The sequence below is a fragment of the Faecalibacterium sp. Marseille-P9312 genome (assembly GCF_902497445.1).
GTDB lineage: Bacteria > Bacillota > Clostridia > Oscillospirales > Ruminococcaceae > Faecalibacterium > Faecalibacterium longum.
Genome location: NZ_CABVEW010000012.1, coordinates 56,152 through 71,901, shown reverse-complemented (window position 1 = coordinate 71,901; position 15,750 = coordinate 56,152). Strand labels below are relative to the sequence as shown.

Below are 15,750 nucleotides of genomic sequence, written 5' to 3'. Positions count from 1 at the left end.
CTCAGAACTGGAAATAGATAAAGGGCACATAGGACGCCGCCGATAAATGCAGAATGTCCACCAACAGAAGTATCAGCGCCCCCACATAACTCAGCACCCGAAGACACACATATACACTTCCGGTCTGCTGCTCCGCTTTGCGGCAGACCATCGGCAGAACCGGTGTGCTGCCCACAAGCCCAAATAGCAGCGCAAACATAGTCAGAGGTGTCAAACACTGTGCCAGCAACAGCCCTGTCTGGGCAGAAGCGCGGATACCCGAGAACATCGCCCCGATCATCGAGAAAGCCTGTCCCATGTTGTCTGCCCGGAAAATCACAAAACCAATCAGTACCACCAGCAAAGTGTATAGGTGTTTCAGCACTGTTTCCACCGGGTTTCGCCTGTTTTTTCCATGCTTTCCAAGCCCGAACAGCTTTTTTGCTGCGTCCTCTGCAACGATAAAGAAGCCATGCCACAGACCCCAGATGATAAAAGTCCAGTTAGCTCCGTGCCACAGGCCCGTACAGAAAAATACCATCAGCTTGTTGCGGTATGTCTTTGCCTTTCCCTTCCGGTTTCCGCCCAGAGGGATATACAGGTATTCCCGGAACCAAGTGGAAAGAGAGATATGCCATCTGCGCCAGAATTCCTGAATGCTGGCCGAGATGTATGGATAATTAAAGTTTTCCTTGAAGTGAAACCCGAAACACAAGCCAAGTCCAATGGCCATGTCACTGTATCCGCTGAAATCAAAATAAATCTGAATCAAATAGCATACTGCAGCTAACCAAGCCGTCCGGCTGTCCAGCGCAGAGCTTTTTGCACTATAGATCAGAGTCACAACGCTGCCGCAGACATCGGCGATCATCAGCTTCTTGCTCAAACCAATAATGAACCGGCGCAGGCCATTTGCCAGTTGTTCCAGCGTATGGCGGCGGCTCTTAATTTCATCCGCCACATCCTCATAGCGAACGATGGGCCCGGCCACCAGCTGCGGAAACAGCGCAATGTACAGCAGCACATCCCGAAAGCGGGTGCTTTTCAGTCGTTCGTTTCGGTATACGTCGATCACATAGCTCAAACCCTGAAATGTAAAGAACGAGATGCCCACCGGCAGAACGATAGAAGGTACCGCAATTGCCACGCCCGGCAGCTGATTCACCGTCCTCACCAGAAATGTCAGGTATTTGAAAACACCCAAAACTCCCAGATTGACCGCCACTGCAACGTAAAGCACTCCCTTCCGCCCGGAAACAAACAGGCCCGCCAGATAGTTGCAGAATACGGAAAAAAGCAGAAGCAATACATACCACAGTCCACTGAACGCATAGAACAGCAGGCTGGCCGCAATGAGCCAGAGATTTTTTGCTTCTCTTTTGGGCAGAAGATAATACCCTCCAAGCACAATGGGTAAAAACAGACACAGAAAAATTACGGAACTAAAAACCATTTACGGCCACCTCAGCGATTACGGGAACTGGTAGCTGAACACGGTTTTATTCAGCGGCATTTTATACATATTGTATTCGGCATGGCCGTATTTACCGGCACGATAACCCCATTCCAATTCCACGTCATAAATGTAGGGCGTGCCGTTCTCGTGGATCATGACCCATGCATGGTCCGAATCCTTGCGGCCCACACCGCCGGATACAACATAAGCGTCGTAACCCAGCCGCCGGGCCATATAAAGGAACTGGCCTGCGAAGCAGTAACAGTTGCCCTTTTTGTGTTCAAACATAAACAACGCACTTTCTTCTGCCCAGTCCGTAGTGCCTCTTGCCTGATGCGGACGAGCAAGATATGCACCGTGATCTCGGACATACAAATATGCAGCACGCAGTTTCTGTGCTTTTGTCATGCCGGAATTAGTGCACTCGGCCAACGCTTGATCCACATAACTGTCCAGAACTGCGTTGCCAGAGGTATAACGGCCATCTGCGCCAAAGGTGAGATGCCCTACCGCACCGTTCGTCAGAAACGAACCGTCCGCCATAACATAATACATGCCGCCATCGATTTCCTGCAGACCCTCAGCATACTGGTCAATAGCATAGCCATCCTGCGAGACATGGTAAAGCTTACCATCAATGGTTGCAAAACCAGCAGGATAGCTGTCAAAGAAACTGCCTGTCACCGACACATGACACAGCACACCATCCACTACTGCAAAGCCAGCGGGGTAGCTGTCAATGGCGCTGCCCTCTTCTGACACATGGTACACTCCGTCTTCGATCTGCACAAAACCGGGCTGATAGACATCCAACTGACTGTCCGTATAGTGGTACAGCCTGCCATCCTGTACTTCAAAGCCGTTTTTTCGAAACAGACTTCCGCCCAAGCCAAATTTGCTTTCCTCTGTATCGATTCCCAGAAATTCCATCACTGCTTTGATGCAATTTTCATCTTCTTGTACCGGCATGACCGCTGCCTGTTCCGCATGGGCTGTTGGCATCAGAAACATGGCCGATACCGCTAAAACAGAAGCCGTCACCTTGAGTTTTTTCAACATCTTTTTCATACCCCTCTATTTGATTTTATTGATACTCGTTCCAGATCTGCTTCTTCAGCTTTTCCTCCTGCCTGCGCAGGATTCGTGCCGAAAAGGCTGCCGCAACAGCTGAAGCGATCATTCCAACGATTCCAACCACGAAAAAAATCTGTCCGGTGGACACACTCTCTCCCTCCTTATTTGAGCCATCCGCTTGTATAAAGCTGGTCGATCAAATTTTTCAGCACCGTCATCTGAGCATCTTCCGTACCATTTGCCTGTGCCTGACGGTACTTCTGCACTGCAGATTCATAGCAGTCGTCCGCCTGCTGATATTCCCGTTTTTCAGCGGGTTTTGTGCCCTGCCAGTCGATCAGCAGATACGCCCGTTGCATATCAAACCGATAGTCCAGCGGATACTGTTGTGCAAGCTCGGTCAGAACATCATCAGCCTCCTGATACTGATTCAGTGCCTGCAGCACCGTCGCAAGGTTCAGCTTAGTGGAAATAGTTGCATAGCCACTTTCCACCAGCTCCCGTAATAGTTGTTCTGCTTTCTTGTAGTTCTGTTCCGCATTCTGCTTATCTACAGCCGCCTGCTGCAGCTGGATATCTACCAGCATCTCTTTTTCCAGCACAGTCTGGCTTTTCGGCAGTGCCTGACAGCCGCGTTCCAAAATCTTTTCGGCATAAGTTGTGTCCTCCATGTTCAGCGCAGTGCGTGCTGCTGCCAGATATGCATGGCTCAAAAGCTGCGGGTCTGTCACCTCATCCAGTACTTTCTCGTACAAGGCAAGTGCTTCCGAATTCTGCTTCTGCAGCGACTTGATCTCGGCGGCAACCAAATCGCAGTCGCCTGAAGAGGCCCCGCGCTCCTGCAGCGTTTCCAATGTGCTCTGTGCCTCTTTTATCTTGCCGTCATTTGCCAGCGCAATGGCAAAGCTGCGGTAGCTGTCCGTGCTTGCGCCCTGAGTGCTGACCGCCGTCTGCAGCTCCCGCACTGCGTTTGCGTAATCCTTCAGTTCGATGTAGCAGTTGCCCTTGATAAAGTGCATCTGTTCTACTGAGACCGAATCCATGTTTTTTTTCGTCAGATTGCCAGAAGAAACAGCGCTGTCCAACTGGTCGATCGCGCTCTGATAATCACCGGCGCGGTACAGCAATGCCGCCATCTGCAAATACGCATCTGCACGTCCCGGCTGCTGCTGAATCGCGCTGTCCAACAGCTCTCTTGCCGTATCATATTCCAGATCCTGCTCTGCCTGATCTGCCTGTGCCAGATTCAGCAGATAGACATTTTCGCGCTCACTGCGCATTCGTTCCACACCGTAATAGCAGCTGTACGCACTAGCTGCAAAACAGGCTGCCAGCACCACCGCCGTAACACGCTTTCGGAACTGACATTTTTTGTAGCCCAGATCCATCTGGTCGATGTTTTTGAGCGCACGCAACATCTCCGACGCCTGTTGGAAACGTCTGGTCTGCTGCTTCTGCATGGCGCGCACAATGATCGTCTGCATAGAGCGGCTGATTTTAGGGCGATAATGCTCTAACGGAGTCACCTCTCCCAGTGATTTTTCCGGAGCATGTCCCGTGACCGCATAGTAAAGAGTAGCACCCACAGCATAGAGATCGGTCGCCATAGAGATTGATCCATAGTCCTTCTGCCTGTCGGGCTGCGCCTGTGCGCCTGTGCTCTGCAGCATAGGCACTGTCTCCTCCATCGGCGGAGTCCATGCATCCATCACTACGGTTGCGCCGCTCTCCTGCGCATTTTCCAGCGGCATCGTGGCAGCACCCATGGGAACAGTCGCACTGCCTGCAGGCACCCGGTTTTCCGGCATAGCCACTGTCGGCATCTGCGGTGTATGCTGCGGCCTGCTCTGGGTGGAGGTCTGATACTGTTCCGGTGCGGCATAGCCATCCGTCACGCCCACAGCCGTTTTGTCCCGGCGGAAGATCAATGATGTGTTAAAGTCGATGAGGCAGATATCTCCACTGTTGGTGATCATCACATTGCCCGGCTTGATATCGCAGTGGATAATAGCCGGTTTTTCGCTGTTTTCCTGATGCAGATACTGCATCACTTCACACAACTGACATGCCCAGCGGTAGCACTCTTTCTGGGTGACCGGGCCGTTCTGTTCCACATACTGCTGCAGGTTTTGGCCGCTGATAAGATCCATCACGGTGTAAACGCAGCCATCGTTGCCATATAGAACATCGTAAATTCGCGGAAGATACTGGTGCTTCAGGCTCTTCAAGATCGACGATTCATTTTCCTGATTCATGACGTGCTGATACTGCAGCTGGGTACGCTTGATCACCACATCAATGTTCATGCCTTTTTTATGCGCAACGAACAGATCGCCCGTTCCGCCCAGCCGGTTCAGCACCCGGATATTTTCATAATCCGGGTTGGTGAAGCCCAGTACTACATTTTCGCTCACAGGATCCTCCCTAATTTCTGGTCGTATTCTATCGGCGCTGCCTCGCCGGAAAGCCTTGCCCACACTTCGATCCAGTCATCCGTACCAGACGGCAGAGAGCTCAGGTCGTTCCATTTCAGTGCCAGTGCTGTGATGTTGTCCGTTTCTCCGCAGCTGCGGCAGAATCCCACCGCCGTCTGCAGCCGCTGCTGTAGCTGCTCGCGGCTGTCCGTTTCCATCAGCAGTCCGTGCAGCTCTTTCCACGTTGTGTAGTGGCACAATCCGTCGCTGCACAGCAGCACTGCGCCCTGCATCGGACGCTTTGTGCATTGAAAAACCGGCTCCATTTTGCCATAACCAAGACACTGCAGCAGGATACTGCTGCGTCGGTCGGTAGTCAATGCTTCGGGCGAAAGCCTGCCTGCTTCCACCTCGCGCATCGCCAGCGTCTGGTCCTTGCTTAGTTGTACCAACCCCAGACCGTCGTCCAAATAGATTCGGCTGTCACCGACCTGCACTTGATATAAATCATCCCTCGTCAATAGCAGCGCCGAGACCGTTGTGCCCAACTGAATACCCGTTTTTCCCGAATAGCTGCACAGCGCCGTATGGAGTGTTTCCAACATTCTGTGCCACGAAAAGAACACAACATCCGCCGTTAGCCCGTTCTGTACGATCTCCGGCAGCTGTTGCTCGAACCATTCCTCAAAGCAGCGGACTGCCCCGGTGCTTGCAAGTTCACCGGACTGCAGTCCGCCTACGCCATCGCACACCGCCAGCATTGCAATCGTCTCTCTGCCAAAGTTGGAAATGCGTGCGCAAAAACTGTCCTGATTGGAAGGGCGCGTGGCCCCTTTATCCGTGATATGTACCAGCTGCAATGCCATATCAAGCCCCTGCCACCACGCTGAACACGATATCTGCCATACGGATGGTATCGCCCGCATGGAACTGCGTCGGCTTGGAAGGCTCCAGCCGCTGCTCGTTCAGGTAGGTGTGGTTCTGCGTATTGTTATCCACAATATAGTAGTTGCCATTCTCGATCAGGATGTAGGCATGGTCGTTGCCCAGATAGCAGTTCTGGGTGTGCACCGTGTAGTCCACTACGTCCTCTGCACGGCCAATGTGGAAATTGGTATGGGTGACATGGATATACTGGTTCGTCGCCTTCTGTACCAAATACAACTCTCCGACCCCGCCGGAGCTGCCAGCCTCCATTAGCGTCGTGCGGGCAGTTCCGCCATTGCCTGCTGCAAGTACCACAGTATGGCCGCCGGCCTGCTGCACTGGCGGCTGTGGCGGCACATAAGCAGCTGCTGCGGGGGCCGGCTTATCTGCCGACTGCTTTGGGGCTGGTGCTTCCTGCCGGAATGGGTTATCTTGTTCTTCTGTTGTATGCTTTTTCTTGTCCTTTTTTCCACCAAACAGTCCGCCGAACAACCCGCCGCTCTTCTTTTCTTTTTCAGATTTTTTCTTAGCCTTTTCGGCCTTTTCATCTTTTTGTTCCTTCTTCGGCTGCGGCTCCGGCTGGCTGGCAATAAAGGGATTGCCTCCCTGCTGTGCTGCAAACGGACTATCCTGCACTGGCTGTTCTGCCGGTACATGGGCGGGAGCCGGTTCCGGTTTGTACATTACAGGTTCCGGTCTCAACGAAGCACCACCGGCCTCCGACTGACGGACTGGCGGTTCGCTGACCGGAGGCTTCGGCTCATAAGCAGCTTTTGACGGCTCAGCCTGCGTCGGGATCTCTTCTATCTGCTTTTCTAAATCGACAAAGGAGAACTTTTCGCCGTACAGCAGCTGACGAGACAGGACGCTGATCACACGGCTGTCGTGAGACATCTGTCTGCCTATCATGCGTAGAACATAACCCGCCAGTTCCGTGGGGGTGTACTTATCCAGCGCTGCCTGTACCGGAACATACATCACATATGCATGGCCTGCAGCATCCAGATAAATATGCTCTGGCGTGAGGTCAATTTTGTGCGGGTCAAGCAGATACTCGTCGCACTCTTTTTCTGCCCTGCACAGTGCCATAAAGAAATTACTTAGCCGTGTCTCATGCTCCAGGATCCGCGCCGCCTGTACCAGCGGCGTCAGACCGGTGATATTGTACAGTAATCTGCAGTCCGCATTGATCCACTGGATGTTGAGTGGCAGCACCCCGCTGATCTGGTTCGACACCAGCATTCCGCGGTCCACTTCGTCCAGCAGTTCATCCGCCCCAAGCGTCCTCTCCAGATAGGTGGCACTGCCTTGTGTGACAATGGTATATTCCTCCATAATGCACGATCCTTTCCGCAGTTTGTATTCTGCCGCTTCTTACTTCCAGAGTCGGCAGCAAACTTTTTGTGTACTTTCGAACTCGCCAAAGTGGAACGTTTCAATGTAAAATATGAGCCGGACTTTGTAGGATATCTCGATCACGACATCATTTCCGCTGATCTTTCCGCTTTTTATCTTGATGCCGTTCAATCCATCCACAACGCCCATATTCTGCAGCATCTTATCTGCGTTTTCCGTATTTCCTCCCAGATAAGATGCAAACCTTTTTTTCACAGTGCTCAAAGACAGATAGTCAGTAAAAACCATCGAATTTGAGAAGGACCCTCCGCCGACATCATACTTTGAGTCACTGGAAGCACCAATGCCGTCTGTGAACTTTTGCAGCAGACTCAGCGGAAGCTTTTGCAGCGTTTTTACGTCCGTCTTTGAATTTTTATAATTTTCCAGTGCAATGCTCTGCCCTGTCTGCTGCAATGCATGTGAGATCATGCTCTGTGCCGTAAACATATTGATCAAACTGTACAGTGCCATCATGGCGATCAGAAACAGTGTCAATGAAATGCACGCTTCCAGCGCCATTACACCCTCTTCTGCGTAAAACAGATTTCTCTTTTTTTTCTGCATCTGCTCAATACCCCCTATACATGACCCGATTTGCTTTCCAAACCGAATTCCGGGAGAGCGAAGGCACCGGGAGCACCGACACAAAATCGCCTTTTACGTTCATGCGCAGTGCTGTGTAGGACTTATCCAAATCAAATTTGGGGTAAATGCCAGACAGCTTCTGAGAGACCGATGCATCATTGACCAAATTCTTCTGGGTCGCTTCCATTTCGATCAGGTCCGCAAAGCGTTTGACCAGATCCTTTTCGTTCCAGATCAGCATCATAACAAACATACTTCGGCTGTAGGTCATGCATAGCTTGTTATCTCCCACATAAAGGCCATTGCTGCCTTTCAGATTGGGCAGATCTTCAACTCCTTTGCCGTCCGACTCCAGTCCGCCCAGGATAACGCCGCCTGCCTCAACCTGCTTCACCTTTTCCTGCAATGTCTTTTTCTGGTCATCCGTCATGGCAACCAGTTTTTGCAGCTTTCCGGGAAGTTTCGACAAGCCTTTTGCGCAAAAATGAATATCCTCCGACGCCTTGATAAAGGGAATATCCTGTGCACCGTTACAGATCAGCACGGTATCCACATATGCTTCTGCTGCAACCAGGAAAACTTTTGCCAGCATATCTGTCATTTTGTACGGAATGCCAAGCAGGGACAGTGCACCAGCCAGGCCCGCGCTCAATGCTCTTGCTTCAACATTGGATGTCACCGGCTTGTAGTCCAGCGCCACACGCAGGGCCAGCATCGTGTAGAAGATCGCCTTCTGATTTTCCCGTTCATGTTCATTTCCGATCAGAAGATACTCCGTCTCGGCACCACAGAACGAATAATTCGTTTCCTCCTTTGCGTCAAAAATAGCGGTCAGGTTATTTTCGCTCTTTGCTACTTCTGCCGCCAGGCCATTTGAGCCTTTTATGCTCACGCCCGACATTGTCTTTTTTGAGGCATAGTCCGTGCGGTTCGTTGTGGTATAGTTCAAATACCCAACCAGATACAGATGATCGCCGATATCTGCCTTGATGTTTGACAGATTGGAAAGAATATTGGCTCCAGCCGTCACCATGCTGAGCATGGACTTCATCGAATTGAGCAGTTTTCCGATCTTGGTTTTTGCGTCATCCGCCTTCGACGTATCGGCCGAAGCAGCAGTCGAAACGCCGCCCTGCCATGCCGTCAGATCCATAATCTCGTTTACAAAATCAATGGCATCTAGATCTGCCTGTGCCAATGCCGCATCCTTCTGTTCATACGGAGACTCCAGCGAATAAGCACTGTTGCTGCGGTCCTTCTTGCTCGGCAGGCCTGCAAAATTCTGATCGTAGTACTCCGTATTGATCACGCTTTGCAGTTTCGGGTCGTAGCTTGCACTCAAAGACATGATCGTGCTCAGTGCTTCTGCAATGGACGAGAAGCTTGTAACATTGGAATCCGCCTTATTGATCAGATCATTTGCTTCTTTCAGCAGCGAATTAAAGTTGTCCGAATCCGACAGCTTGCTCATATCGGTCAGATGAAGCCCTTCCTGAAGTTTTGTGATCTTGTCTGCATCGTCAAGGGTCAGGTCACTCAGATCCATATCCTTCACACGGTTCAGTTCTTCTGTCAGGCCGGAAATTGCCGTGCTGCAGGAATCCGTATTATAATCCTTCAGTATTTTATTGGCCTGAGAGCTGTCTGCGGCTTTCACCGTTGCATCGGCCGCATTGCTTATCGTCTTCAGGTCCGCCTCCTGCTGCTGCAGCTGTTTAAGCTGCTGTTCCAGCTTCGTTTTTTCTTCGGCCGTAATATCTTTCTTTTCCAGTTCTTTTTTGGTCGCGTCGATCTGACCTGTCAGGGTCGTAACCGTTGTTTCTTCGCCGGAGGTGTCCACCTTTGTGTTCTTGGCGTCTCCTACGGCATTTACGGCATCCTTACCAACGCTTACCCAGCCATCCAGCACTTCATCCTGCGTCTTTGCCACATCCTTGAGGTCCTTATTCAGCGACTCTGTACTCTTAATTTCTGCCTGCAGCTTCTTTTCGTATTCCTTTTTGGCTTTCTGCGCATTCTCCAGTGCCTGCTCATACCGCTTATTGTATGCGTCGAGCTCATCGACGGTCGCATTTTCTCCCGGTTTTTCTCCCATCGTCTTTTTCAGCTCGTTCAATGCGTCATCGAATGCGCTGTGTGCCGAATCATAGGAGGTCGTTTTCTCGTTCAGGGATTTTACGCTGTCCTTGGCTTTTTCCAGTTTTTTTGTTACGTCCAGCGTTTTGGTTGCCGTATCCGCAATGCTGCTGCCGACCTTCAGGAACTTAAGGCCCGGAATGCTGTTCTGTACCTCTTTGATGATATCCTGCAGGCCTGTACTGCCGAACTCGGAGACTAGGACCGTCGGGAGAGTCAGCGTGCTATAGTCCAGGACCTGTGCCTTTAAGATATCCGTGTCCGCCAACGGATATACACCTGCCGCCGCTGCACTTGTTGTGCGGAAGCTCCGGGTATCGGTCGTATCCTGCGCATTCAGGTACTTTTGGAATGCTTCCTCAAGGTCTTTGTTGCCGGTATATCCATTATCCACCGACGGGTCATCGTTCTGCGCCATTGCAAGCAGACCAAACCGGCTTTGTAAAAACGAATCATAATCCGACAGCACCGACAGTGCACTGGTGTTCATCGCATCATCCAGGCCCGTCAATGCAGACTGATATCTGCTTGCTTCCACCAGAATACCCGCTACCGCATAAAACGGCACGACCAGCAACGCAAGCATCAATGAGATCGCGCCGCAGGTATTCTTTATCATTTTGTCCTTTTTCATCATTTGTCCTCACACGGATGTTTCTGACTTTCGCAGAATAATTAAAGATCCTTTTTCTTCACGATAAATGCAAGAACTTTCTCCAGCAGATCAACATAATCATTCTTTGCAACGTTGCCCACTACATAATTCAACGTCTTGGTATAGTCCACGGTATTGATATAGTGCGAAAGATCTGTGCACATCGCCCGCCCCGTCGCATGGTAAACGCGCGTGCCGCTGACCCTAAACAGCTCCAAGAAATTGCCAAACGGAATCCTGTACTCGGCCGTGATATTCACAACCACATGGCGCTGTGCAACTCCATCGTAGACAGTCTTTGCTTCAACGACCGGCATCCCGACCTGCGTTGCCAGACTCCCCTTGCGAACAAGCCATTTTCCATATTTTATGGCACGCTGTTCGTTTTTTTCTTGCAGTTTTCCGCTTTGGTAACGGCTGGGACTCAATGCAACTTTTACTTCTTTGCTGATATATCCCGTGATCGGGTCTGTTTCTGCGTACGCATATGTCTGCGCAATTTTGTTGGCCGTTTCATCTGCAGCACGTATCACCACAAACTGCTGGAACAGTAAAAATCCATAACCCCAGATGAAAAAAAGAACAAACAGCGTCAGCGTAATGACCAGCAGGCCCTCAATGGCCTCCATACCATCTTCCTGTACGCGCAAAAGGCTTTGTTTCCACTCTTTCATGGCCCTGTCCTCCGCGTTCAGCTGCGCTTCACACGCCAGCTCAGCATCACCTGCGTGTCGTTGCCGTCCATCTTTGCAGGGCACTTGCCGTTGGCGTCGAAATATCCGGCTTCAACCAGCAGATAGTCGATTACCTGCGTGCCTCTGCCATTGATAAAGCCCCACTTGCCGTCCTTGCACACCGCTGCAACGCCGCCGGAAAAGCTCTTGGCTGCATCATATTCCGGTGCGATCACCGCAGTGCCGTCATTGGCTGCAAAGCCCCACTTGCCGTCCTTGGCAAACGCAAGGCCATTGCCGCGGTTCAGATCGACCTCGTCTGCATCCAGTGCGCCCTGCTGCTCGCCGGCCTCCGAATACAGGTTCCACTTGCCGTTTTTCTTGGCAAGATATACGCCGTTTACCAGCCAGCTGCCATTTTCGGTCAGCTGGATTTCCTCATAGCTGTCACCCTGCTGTGCACCGGTCTGATCCACAAAGATCCATGCGCCGTCTTTCTGCACCGGTGCCTTGCCGTTCTGGAACATGCCGGCAGCCTGATAGCCGTTCAGGTATTCCTGGCCGTTGAGGTCGATATAGCACCAGTCGGAGCGGCCCTTCAGCTGCACAGGGATCAGGCCCTGGCCGTAACCGTTGGCCTGCTCGACCTGCGCCATAAAACGGCCCACCATCAGGCTCTTGCTGAGCTGGAAAACATAGCTCTCGCCTTCATAGCTGCTGCACAGCACCGCCGTGTCCTGCCCGACCGGGCCAACGAATGCGTAGCTCTGATCCAGAAGGTCGCCGTCCGCACTGCTGAAAAGAACGTTTTCCTCGCCATTCCAACCCAGATACACGCCATCCATGCCAGCCGGTGCCAGCGATTCATAATTTGCAGCAGAGGTCTCGCAGGCATAGTAAGCCTCGTTCCAGTACTGCATCATGGTATCATTGAAGGAGACCTTGGCGGCATCCGCGCTCTTCAGCACATCGACCACAGTGTCGTAATCGCCGTCTTCATAATAGATTGCCGCATACTTTTCCCAGTAATCGGCGCGCTCCGGGTATGCCGCAACTGCCGACGCATAGGCCGATTCTTCGGTATTGCGCACATTTCTCGTCGGGCAGTCCTCGTAATATTCCGCACAGGCTGCCAGATACTCATCGTACAGCGCCTCTGTGGGTTTTTCCGCAATGGCACTCTGGTAGTTCTGCAGCGAAAGCTGGAACAGTTTTTTCCCGCGGTAATACTGCGCTGCTTCCACCGTGTTCTGCTGCGTTTTGACTTCGTTCATGGTATTCAGGACCAGAATCGCCCAACCCGCAATACAGACCACCACAAGTGCCACCAGCGCTACAAGACGCGTTTTTTTCATGTTTTACTCCTCCTGTGCCTTGATCAAAACATTCCCGCCAAAATCGTTACCAGATACCCCAGATAGAAGAAGGGGCCAAACGGCAGGCCGTCCTTGCGTGTTGCCTTTTTGCTGACCAGCAGTGCAATGGCTGCCACCGCCGCAAGAACATGCGAAACCAGCAAAAAGCTGAATGTCCCGTATATTCCCAGGATCAGCGCCGCTGCCGTGATCATCTTGATGTCTCCATATCCAACGCCGCCGCGTGACGCCAGCCGCACAAGGAAAAACACCACAAAAAACACTGCTGCTGCCAGAACGCTGTTGAGTGCCATGGGCACAGCGTCTGTCCCGCTGAGCACAAAGTCCAGAACCGTGCACCCCGCAAAAACTGCCGCCGTGCACAGCACGATCCAGTTGGGGATCTTATGGCTCAGTGCGTCGATATACGCTGCCGCAGTAAGCAGCGTTCCCAGCAGCACAAGGCGCAGCAGATTCGGCGGGTATGTGCCCGCCCGCAGAACCAGCATATACCCGCTGGCAAAGCCGCCCGCCGCTGCAAGAAGCAAAGCCGCTGCCCACTGCGTTTGTTTTTCCGGTTTAAGCCCTGTTTTTTTCTGCACGAGCCAGACTGCCGCAAGGTTCAGCCCGGCACTGCATACCGCAATGATCCATTCCATTGATCTTGTTTTCCCTTCAGACGCGTCCGCTCAAAAAGTTTCCAACCGATGTGCCCGTTGGCTCCAGCACCCGGCCCAGCAGCTTGACAACAAGTCCCGCCACGATCAGCATGACAGCGATCAGCGCCACCGTAATGATCACATCAAGGCCGCTTTCATCTTGTGCAGCCCTGCGCCATTTTTCTTTCAGGCCGGTGCCCATATTCCAGAGTAAAATTTCCGCTTTTAAAAGACCCCTTGATAATTTTCGCATCGATTCTTCCTCTCTTCCTCGTTTCCTTCAGGCTGTACCGCTCCCCAAGGGCAGTACAGCCCGCAGGAAACGAGTCCTGCCCCGCAAGGCAGGACCCACTCCGCACTTACTTCAGCTGGGCAAAGGTGCTGTCCAAACCGCTGACCTGCTGGTCAGCCTTGCCGATGACATCACTTGCAATACGAGCAACGACGCCAACGATCACGATGCCCAGTGCCACCAGAACGATGGTGACAATGATGTCCATGCCTTCGTCCTCTTCGCACATCTTCTTCAGCTCGTTCTTTGCCATGTTGGCAGTAACCAGAGCCTTGACATACAGCTTGTTCATGAAGTTGTTCATAAGTAATTCCTCCTGGATAAATATTATATAAACAGCGTATCTGTTTATATTTCCTTAAATAGCCGTGCTCATGCCGGTCATTGCCGCCACCATGATGATCATGATGACGCCCACCAGCACGATGGTGGTAGGTGCCAGCAGCTGTGCGGCAGCATCGTCGCCGCGGCGCAGCAGCATCTGGCGGCGCTGGGAGATCAGCTCATCCGACTGCTGGCGCATGATGGTGGTCACGTCCGAGCCGCCCTTTTCAATGTTCTGGATGATGATGCTGGCAAATTTGCGCACTTCCGGCGAACCGGTGCGGACGCCAAAGTTATAAATGGCCTCGGCACTGGCCGTGCCGTTATCCATTTCGCGGCAGGCTTCCTGCATCAGGTCGTAAATGACGCCCTTCTTGCTCTTGGCCACGATGTACCAGGCTTCCTTCAGGATCATGCCGCAGTTCATCAGCAGCGTCAGTTTGGAAACCACGTTGGAAAACTCCATCATGCACTCTTCGCTGCGCTTTTTAAGCTGGTTGCTCATCTCATTTGCACCGTTGGAATAGATGACGGCCACCATTGCCACACCGGCGATTAGCACAACGAATACCATGTAGCCGTCCATGAACACCGAAGCACAGAACGCCAGCGCCAGCACTAGCAGCGACATGGACAGCGTGCGCGCCCAGTACAGCCGCGCCCAGTATTCCACAAAGCGTCCGCCGTTTTCCGGGTGCAGAATGGCAGAAGCCGACATCATTTTTTTGCCGACAGCCGAATCCATGGAAAACACCGGCAGCTTCTGCATGGCAAAGCCCGCCGCCCACAGCTCCTTATCGCTGAACTCCTTCTGCGGCACGCCTTCAATGCGCCAGTCCTCTTTTCTGCCGCGCAGGGTAAAGAGAATGAACAGCACTGCCAGCACCGTGCCCAGCACCATGCAGATCAATTTTACAATCAGCATCTCTTCTCACCCCACCGCAATAATTTTCTGGCCCCAGATATACGCACCCACAAACATTGCAAGGCCGACCGTAACGACCGCAACACCCGTCGGCGAAGCCAGATTCTGCGCAAACGTTGCATTCGTGCTGCGCATCAGCGCAACCATCAGCACAGGTGCCACCATGATCACATTCAGTTCGGTTTCATTCGCGTGGATCTTGGCCTGAATCTCGTCCTCCACTTCCATCCGCTCGCAGATGATATCGTGGGTCTGGTTGATCACACGGCTCATGTTGCCGCCGGGGCCGTAGCACACTTGGAATACATTATTAAAGTCTTCAATCTCTTCCACGCCGCTGCGCTTGGCAAAATCGTCCATCATAACGTCCAGTGTCACATTGATCTGCTCTGCACGGCGGAACTGATCCAGTTCCTTTGCAATCAGTGCATCGTCCGAATACTGCATACACATATCGGTGTATGCGGCATTGAATGCATCACGTACCGTACTGTTGGCCGCCAACGAAGCCGTGATCGACTCCAACATATCGCGGAACTGTTTACGCAGCACATCACGGCGTTTTTCGGCCAACTTACGGCTGCGCACCGGCAGAAATACCCGGCCTGCAATCAGACCCACCACCACAAAGGCCGCTGCATTGCTGATATAGGTCAGCAGGGTGGGCGCGCCGTCCTCCTGGAACAGGCCGCCGTAGAAGAACTGGCTCACCACACCACCGATCAAAAATGCTAGAATAAAATACAATACCTGCTCGCCCTGTGTCATCTCATAGTTATGGTAATCCAGAACTTGTTCGTTCAGGGGATTGGTCATCCACTGGGAGACCGGTTCCTTTTTAGGTTTTGCAGGCCGCTTTGTCTTCGGCTTTGCCGCGTTCTTTTCCTTTTTCATCTG

The 15,750-nt window shown here is 52.2% G+C and carries 15 protein-coding genes; all 15 read right to left on the bottom strand.

Features of this window, described 5'->3' with window-relative positions:
- Position 1: 1 nt before the first annotated feature.
- Entirely contained in the window at positions 2–1,432 is a 1,431-nt protein-coding gene (locus tag F3G95_RS10095; RefSeq protein WP_149794831.1) for an MBOAT family protein, read from the bottom strand.
- An 18-nt stretch (positions 1,433–1,450) separates the two neighbouring features.
- Positions 1,451–2,494 carry a transglutaminase-like domain-containing protein gene (locus F3G95_RS10090; protein ID WP_188117544.1) on the bottom strand — a complete coding sequence of 348 codons (1,044 nt, stop codon included), beginning with the start codon at positions 2,492–2,494 and terminating at the stop codon, positions 1,451–1,453.
- 25 nt (positions 2,495–2,519) lie between these two features.
- Positions 2,520–2,657, bottom strand: a complete 138-nt coding sequence (locus tag F3G95_RS13815) for a hypothetical protein (protein WP_156071454.1) — start codon at positions 2,655–2,657, stop codon at positions 2,520–2,522.
- A 13-nt stretch (positions 2,658–2,670) separates the two neighbouring features.
- The gene (locus F3G95_RS10085; protein WP_149794829.1) at positions 2,671–4,923 is read right to left on the bottom strand and encodes a serine/threonine-protein kinase; all 2,253 of its coding nucleotides are present in this window, start codon (positions 4,921–4,923) and stop codon (positions 2,671–2,673) included.
- Complete coding sequence (locus tag F3G95_RS10080; protein WP_188117543.1) at positions 4,920–5,789, bottom strand: PP2C family serine/threonine-protein phosphatase; 870 nt, start codon at positions 5,787–5,789, stop codon at positions 4,920–4,922. Before F3G95_RS10080 ends, F3G95_RS10085 begins: the two co-directional genes overlap by 4 nt.
- A gap of 1 nt (position 5,790) precedes the next feature.
- Positions 5,791–7,185, bottom strand: a complete 1,395-nt coding sequence (locus F3G95_RS10075; protein ID WP_149794827.1) for a DUF6382 domain-containing protein — start codon at positions 7,183–7,185, stop codon at positions 5,791–5,793.
- A gap of 39 nt (positions 7,186–7,224) precedes the next feature.
- Positions 7,225–7,812, bottom strand: coding sequence for a hypothetical protein (locus F3G95_RS10070; RefSeq protein ID WP_149794826.1), 588 nt, complete (start codon positions 7,810–7,812; stop codon positions 7,225–7,227).
- 4 nt (positions 7,813–7,816) lie between these two features.
- On the bottom strand, positions 7,817–10,606 hold the full coding sequence (locus F3G95_RS10065) for a DUF5702 domain-containing protein (protein ID WP_149794825.1): 2,790 nt from the start codon (positions 10,604–10,606) through the stop codon (positions 7,817–7,819).
- A gap of 38 nt (positions 10,607–10,644) precedes the next feature.
- Positions 10,645–11,298 (bottom strand): pilus assembly protein, encoded by a 654-nt coding sequence (locus F3G95_RS10060; RefSeq protein ID WP_149794824.1) that lies wholly within the window; start codon positions 11,296–11,298, stop codon positions 10,645–10,647.
- A 17-nt stretch (positions 11,299–11,315) separates the two neighbouring features.
- A complete protein-coding gene (locus tag F3G95_RS10055) occupies positions 11,316–12,653 on the bottom strand; it encodes a WG repeat-containing protein (RefSeq protein WP_149794823.1) in 1,338 nt (445 codons plus the stop codon).
- Between the two features lie 23 nt (positions 12,654–12,676).
- The gene (locus tag F3G95_RS10050; RefSeq protein WP_149794822.1) at positions 12,677–13,312 is read right to left on the bottom strand and encodes an A24 family peptidase; all 636 of its coding nucleotides are present in this window, start codon (positions 13,310–13,312) and stop codon (positions 12,677–12,679) included.
- A gap of 16 nt (positions 13,313–13,328) precedes the next feature.
- Complete coding sequence (locus tag F3G95_RS10045) at positions 13,329–13,565, bottom strand: hypothetical protein (RefSeq protein ID WP_149794821.1); 237 nt, start codon at positions 13,563–13,565, stop codon at positions 13,329–13,331.
- Positions 13,566–13,671: 106 nt separating this feature from the next.
- Positions 13,672–13,908 (bottom strand): hypothetical protein, encoded by a 237-nt coding sequence (locus F3G95_RS10040; protein ID WP_149794820.1) that lies wholly within the window; start codon positions 13,906–13,908, stop codon positions 13,672–13,674.
- A 54-nt stretch (positions 13,909–13,962) separates the two neighbouring features.
- The gene (locus tag F3G95_RS10035; protein ID WP_149794819.1) at positions 13,963–14,853 is read right to left on the bottom strand and encodes a type II secretion system F family protein; all 891 of its coding nucleotides are present in this window, start codon (positions 14,851–14,853) and stop codon (positions 13,963–13,965) included.
- Between the two features lie 6 nt (positions 14,854–14,859).
- The gene (locus F3G95_RS10030; protein WP_149794818.1) at positions 14,860–15,747 is read right to left on the bottom strand and encodes a hypothetical protein; all 888 of its coding nucleotides are present in this window, start codon (positions 15,745–15,747) and stop codon (positions 14,860–14,862) included.
- Positions 15,748–15,750 lie beyond the last annotated feature (3 nt).